The sequence below is a fragment of the Stenotrophomonas sp. TWI602 genome, assembly GCF_039674045.1.
GTDB lineage: Bacteria > Pseudomonadota > Gammaproteobacteria > Xanthomonadales > Xanthomonadaceae > Stenotrophomonas.
The window spans coordinates 1-6,148 of sequence record NZ_JBDJMT010000045.1; the positions used below are offsets into that span (position 1 = coordinate 1).

General features: G+C 66.8%; 6 protein-coding genes. 2 read left to right on the top strand and 4 right to left on the bottom strand.

Features of this window, described 5'->3' with window-relative positions; all coding sequences use genetic code 11:
* Positions 1-104: 104 nt before the first annotated feature.
* The 4 genes from ABE483_RS18840 to prmB all read right to left on the bottom strand — a co-directional run bounded on the left by ABE483_RS18840 (position 105) and on the right by prmB (position 4,369).
* Positions 105-1,130, bottom strand: coding sequence for an aspartate-semialdehyde dehydrogenase (locus ABE483_RS18840; RefSeq protein ID WP_102788063.1), 1,026 nt, complete (start codon positions 1,128-1,130; stop codon positions 105-107).
* Positions 1,131-1,291: 161 nt separating this feature from the next.
* Positions 1,292-2,347, bottom strand: coding sequence for a D-glycerate dehydrogenase (locus ABE483_RS18845; RefSeq protein ID WP_346482185.1), 1,056 nt, complete (start codon positions 2,345-2,347; stop codon positions 1,292-1,294).
* Positions 2,340-3,443, bottom strand: coding sequence for a chorismate synthase (gene aroC / locus ABE483_RS18850; RefSeq protein ID WP_070425600.1), 1,104 nt, complete (start codon positions 3,441-3,443; stop codon positions 2,340-2,342). The genes ABE483_RS18845 and aroC overlap by 8 nt, the downstream gene beginning before the upstream one ends.
* Positions 3,440-4,369 carry a 50S ribosomal protein L3 N(5)-glutamine methyltransferase gene (gene prmB, locus ABE483_RS18855; RefSeq protein WP_313208948.1) on the bottom strand — a complete coding sequence of 310 codons (930 nt, stop codon included), beginning with the start codon at positions 4,367-4,369 and terminating at the stop codon, positions 3,440-3,442. The genes aroC and prmB overlap by 4 nt, the downstream gene beginning before the upstream one ends.
* 216 nt (positions 4,370-4,585) lie before the next feature.
* On the opposite strand from prmB, the gene ABE483_RS18860 reads away from it, so the two are divergent.
* A complete protein-coding gene (locus ABE483_RS18860) occupies positions 4,586-5,236 on the top strand; it encodes an SCO family protein (protein ID WP_265308475.1) in 651 nt (216 codons plus the stop codon).
* The gene (gene asd, locus ABE483_RS18865) at positions 5,233-6,075 is read left to right on the top strand and encodes an archaetidylserine decarboxylase (RefSeq protein ID WP_121038477.1); all 843 of its coding nucleotides are present in this window, start codon (positions 5,233-5,235) and stop codon (positions 6,073-6,075) included. Before ABE483_RS18860 ends, asd begins: the two co-directional genes overlap by 4 nt.
* Positions 6,076-6,148 lie beyond the last annotated feature (73 nt).

Here is a 6,148-nt window from a genome sequence, read left to right on the forward strand (position 1 = left end):
TTCGCGGTTTCTTTCGGCCCCCACCTCCCCCTCCCCCCGGGTTCCTTGTTTTTGTGGTGGGGGGGTGGGCGGCCCCCCCCCCCCCCCCCCCCCCCACCACGCGATCAGCCTTCGGCGGCGACCAGTTCGGCCAGCTGCACGGCATTGAGGGCAGCGCCCTTGCGGATGTTGTCCGAGACGATCCACAGGTTCAGGCCGCGCGGGTGGGACAGATCCTCGCGGATGCGGCCGACGTACACCGCATCGGTACCTGAGGCATGGGTGACCGGCGTCGGATAGCCACCCGCTTCATGCTTGTCGACCACTTCCACGCCCGGCGAACGTGACAACAGCTCACGCGCGGCATCCGGGGTGACCTTGTCGCGGGTTTCGATGGTGACCGCTTCGGAGTGGCCATAGAACACGGGCACGCGCACGGCGGTCGGGTTCACCAGGATGCTGTCATCGCCGAGGATCTTGCGGGTTTCCCAGACCAGCTTCATTTCTTCCTTGGTGAAGCCGTTGTCCTGGAAATCATCGATGTGCGGGATCAGGTTGAACGCGATCTGCACCGGGAAGCGCTGCGGATCGATTTCCTGGAAGCTGAGCAGCTGGCCGGTCTGCTTGCCGAGTTCTTCCAGCGCCGAGCGACCGCCGCCGGACACCGACTGGTAGGTGGCCACGTTGATGCGCTCGATGCCGTACTGGCGGTGCAGCGGCGCGAGTGCGACCAGCATCTGCATGGTCGAGCAGTTCGGGTTGGCGATGATGCCGCGCGGGCGGTTCTTGAGCGCTTCCGGGTTCACTTCGGAGACAACCAGCGGCACGTCATCGTCGTAACGGAAGGCCGAGGAGTTGTCGATCACCACCGCACCGGCGGCCGCGAACTTGGGGCCGAACTCCTTGGAGACACTGCCACCGGCGGAGAACAGCGCGATGTCCACGCCGTTCGGATCGAAGGTGCTCAGGTCCTGGACCTTGATCTTCTCGCCCTGGTACTCGATCTCGCCACCGGCCGAACGCGAGGACGCGAGCAGGCTCAGCGTGGCGATCGGGAAGTTGCGCTCGGCCAGGATGGCCAGCATGGTTTCGCCGACAGCACCGGTGGCACCGACGACGGCGACGTGGAAACGACGATCTGGATTGCTCATGAGAACCTCTGTTGGGTGTACCGACCCGTGGCCGATACGTAACGTGCGTTGGGGATGTGTACCGACCAACGATCGGTACCTGCCGTGCCTTGGAGATATGTGCCGACCATCGGTCGGTACCTACCGGTTCGGGAACCTCGCCTGTTGGCCAGCGCGGTTCCCTATCGTTTTGCGTCGTCGATTTTTTTGCGGCCCACGGTCGCACCGCCGGTTTTCACGGCAGCGACAGCGTCGGCGTTGATCGCGCTTGGCGGGTGGCCGGCATCCGGGCCCTGCCCCAGTGCGGCGGTCAGGTTGTCCACGGCCAGCTGCACCATCGCCCGGCGGGTGGCCTGGCTGGCGCTGCCGATATGCGGGGTCAGCACGATGTTGTGCAGGGCGAGCAGTTCCGGGCGCACCGTCGGCTCACCTTCGAACACATCCAGCCCGGCCGCGGCCAGGCGCCCGTTGGCCAGGGCATCGGCGAGCGCCAGCTCATCCACGATACCGCCGCGGGCGATGTTGATCAGCGTGGCGGTCGGCTTCATCTTCGCCAGTGCATCGGCATCGATGATGTGGTGCGAGGCGGCGTTGTAAGGCAGCACGAGCACGAGGTGATCGGCCTGCGCCAGCAGCGTATCCAGATCCACATACTGCGCGCCAACCTCGGCCTCGGTGGCCTCGGGCAGCTGCGAACGGTTGTGGTACAGCACGCGCATGCCGAAGCCGTGTGCGCCGCGGCGGGCGATGCCCTGACCGATGCGGCCCATGCCGAGGATGCCCAGCGTGCTGCCGTGGATGTCCGCACCGAGCATGGTCTGGAACGACCATTGCCCCCACTGCCCGTCACGCAGCCAGCGCTCGGATTCGGTGATGCGGCGCGCGGTGGCCATCAGCAGCGCGAAGCCGAGGTCGGCCGTGGTTTCGGTCAACACATCCGGGGTATTGCTGGCCAGGATACCGGCGGCGCTGAGCGCGTCGATATCCAGGTTGTTGTAGCCCACACCGACGTTGGCGATCGCGCGCAGCTGGGGCGCGTTGGCGATCTCGGCCGCACCGATCCGTTCGTTGAGGGTGATCAGCGCGCCGTCGACGTGGGCCAGCTGTTCGGCCAGTTTCTGCGGCGTATAGCGGGTGACGTCGCCGGTCATGGTCAGGTCGAAATGCTGCCCGAGCTGTTCGACGACATCGTCGAACAGGGGCTGGCTGACCCAGACCTTGGGGCGCCGATCAGCCATCGATCGTGCCCGGAATACGCGGCGTGATCTCGCCGACATCGCCGCACTGGGCGCGGTGGCGCAGCGCCTGGTCCATCAGCACCAGCGCCATCATCGCCTCGGCGATCGGAGTGGCGCGGATGCCCACGCACGGATCGTGACGGCCGGTGGTGATCACCTCGACCGAGGCACCGCTGGCGTCCACCGTGGCACCGGGCAGGCGCAGGCTGGAGGTCGGCTTGAGCACGATCGAGGCGGTGACCTGCTGGCCGGTGGAGATGCCACCGAGGATGCCGCCGGCATGGTTGCTGGCAAACCCCTGCGGGGTGAGCAGGTCACGGTGTTCGGTGCCCTTCTGCGCGGCGCTGGCAAAGCCGTCGCCGATCTCCACGCCCTTGACTGCATTGATGCTCATCAGCGCGGCCGCCAGATCGCCATCGAGCTTGCCGTAGATCGGCTCGCCCCAGCCCGGCGGTACGCCGTCAGCCACCACGTTGACCCGCGCACCGACCGAATCGCCGGACTTGCGCAGCGCATCCATGTAGCTCTCCAGCGCGGGCACCTGATCGGCGACCGGCCAGAAGAACGGATTGTCTTCCACCGCCGACCAGTCGAACCCGGTCGGGGTGATCTCGCCCAACTGCGAGAGATAGCCACGCACGGTGACGCCATGCCGCTGCAGCAGCCACTTCTTGGCGATCACGCCGGCAGCGACGCGCATGGTGGTTTCGCGCGCGGAGGAACGACCGCCACCGCGCGGATCGCGGATGCCGTACTTCTGCCAGTAGCTGTAGTCGGCATGGCCCGGACGGAACTGCTGGGCGATGTTGGTGTAATCCTTGCTGCGCTGGTCCGTATTGCGGATCAGCAGCCCGATCGGGGTGCCGGTGGTACGGCCTTCGTACACCCCGGACAGGATCTCGATCTCATCGGCTTCACGCCGCGCGGAGGTGTGCCGGCTCTTGCCGGTCGCCCGCCGCTGCAGATCATGGGCGAATTCGTCGGCGCTGATCTCCAGCCCCGGCGGACAGCCGTCCACCACGCAGCCGATCGCCGGACCGTGCGATTCGCCGAAGGTGGTGACGGTCAGCAGTTTGCCGAAGCTGTTGGAACTCACGGCCGCTGCGCTGCCAGTTCGGTGATGCGGGCGCTGTGCGCGATCAGTTCGCGGCACTCCACGGCGAAGATGCCCATCTGGCCGACCTTGAACTCGACCCAGCGGAAATCCACTTCCGGCAGCAGCTTGTACAGGTGCTGCTCGGACTCACCCACTTCACAGATCAGCAGGCCATCCTCGCTCAGGTGCAGCGGGGCATCGCGCAGGATCTTCAGCACCAGGTCCAGGCCGTCGTCGCCGGCACGCAGGCCCATCTCCGGCTCGTAGGCATATTCCCGCGGCAGGGCATCGGTCTCGTCGTTGGTGACGTACGGGGGATTGGTGACGATCAGGTCGTAGTGACGGCCGGTCAGGCCGTTGAACAGGTCGGACTTGAGCAGGGTGACGTTGGACGTCTGCAGACGTTCCTTGTTCTCTTCGGCCAGCGAGAGTGCTTCGTCGCTGAGGTCGACGCCGTCCACTTCCCAGTTGGGGTAGTAGTGGCCCATGGCGATGGCGATGCAGCCCGAGCCGGTGCACAGGTCGAGGGCGCGATGGACATCGCGGCCGGCCAGCCACGGCTCGAAGCCGCACTCGATCAGTTCGGCGATCGGGGAGCGCGGCACCAGGGCACGCCTGTCGCTCTTGAAGCTCAGGCCGGCGAACCAGGCCTCACCGGTGAGGTAGGCAGCCGGGATGCGCTCGTCGATGCGGCGCTGGAACAGCTCCAGCACGCGGACCTTTTCGTCCTGCAGCAGGCGGGCCTGGCCGTAGGCCGGGCCGAGGTCATGCGGGAGGTGCAGGCTGTGCAGGACGAGCTGGGTGGCTTCGTCCAGGGCATTGTCGTAGCTGTGCCCGAAGGTCAGCCCGGCGGCGTTGAAACGGCTGGTGCCGTAGCGGATCAGGTCGATGATCGTGTGGAGTTCGGCGGCCGTTTCGGCGGTCATGGCGGGGCAACAGGCAATGTGGCCCCCGATTATAGGCGCTGGGGCGGGCCGGGGCATCCGTTGCAGTCGAAACGAGCCGGAGCCCGGGCCACGGCGAGGATCAAGACAGAAGCCAATGCGGCGGTTGCCAGTCCGTGGGCTGGCGTGCCGACGCCCCTCCCGACAATCCGGCGTGGCTCCCTCTATCATGGTGGCCACTTCCGGGACGGGGCCCTTATGTTCAATCGCAATGTCGGCATCATCCTGCTGATCGCCCTGGCCGCCGGGCTGGGCCTGGTCGTGGCACAGAAGGTCTTCGCGCCCAAGCCAAGCGGTGACCGCCCTGCCACCGAATCGATCACGTTCTATCCGCAGCCGCGTCCGCTGCCCGATTTCAACCTGGGTCAGTCCGATGGCACCCGCCTGATTCCGGGTGAGCTGAAGGGCCACTGGACCCTGGTGTTCCTGGGCTTCACCTTCTGCCCGGATGTGTGCCCGACCACGCTGGCCGATCTGGCCCAGGCCCAGAAACAGTGGGAAGCCCTGCCCGAGACGCTGCGCCCGCGGCTGGTCTTCATTTCGGTCGATCCCGAGCGCGATACGCCGGCACGGCTGGGCGAGTACGTGCATGCGTTCCATAAGGACACCCTGGCCGCGACGGCCGATGTGCCCTCGCTGGAGCGTTTCGCCACCTCGCTGGGCTTTGTGTTCCAGAAGGTGCCGGGCAAGCACTTCGACGAGAACCCCGAGGATTACACCCTCGAACACTCGGCCAGCCTGGCCGTGCTGGACCCGGAAGGCCGCCTGGCCGGTCTGATCCGCCCTCCTTTCCAAGCGCAGGCCATTGCCCGCGACCTGCAACTGCTGACCGAGAAATCCGCCCCATGAGTTTGATGACCACGCTGAGCTACGCCCTGCCCCATCGCCTGCTGTCGTCCATGGCGCGCAGACTGGCGTACTCCAGCAACCCGCGGGTCTCGCGCTGGCTGATCGATACGGTCACCGCCAAGTTCGGCGTGAATCTGGCCGAAGCCGCCAACCCGGACCCGCGCAGCTACCCGACCTTCAACCAGTTCTTCACCCGGGCGCTGAAGCCGGGCGCGCGCGTGGCCGACGCCGATCCGCGCACGCTGGTGATGCCGGCCGATGGCCGGATCAGCCAGCTGGGCAAGATCGAGGACGGCCGCATCTTCCAGGCCAAGGGCCAGTCCTTCACCGCCGCCGAGCTGCTGGGCGATGCCAAGGATGCCGAGGTCTTCCACCACGGCCTGTTCGCGACGGTGTATCTGTCGCCGAAGGATTACCACCGCGTGCACATGCCGTGGACCGGCACGCTGCGCGAGACCGTGCACGTGCCGGGGCGGTTGTTCAGCGTCGGCCCGGCCGCGGTGAACAGGGTGCCGGGGTTGTTCGCCCGCAACGAACGCCTGGTCTGTCACTTCGATACGGACTTCGGCCCGATGGTCTCGGTGATGGTCGGCGCGCTGCTGGTCTCCGGCGTGGAGACGGTGTGGGGCGGCGAGGAGATTCCGGCCTACGGCGATACGATCACGCGCAAGGATTACCGCGGCAAGGGCATCACCCTGGAGCGCTTCGCGGAGATGGCGCGCTTCAACTACGGCTCCACCGTGATCGTGCTGCTGCCGCCGGGGGTGGCCGAGTTCGCGCCACACCTGGATGCCGAGCATGCGGTTCAGTTGGGGCAGGCACTGGCCACCCTGAAGTAACGGTGGTATCGGCCGCTGGCCGGCATCGGGGTAGTGCCGGCCGCTGGCCGGCATCGCAGGCAGTACGGGGAGC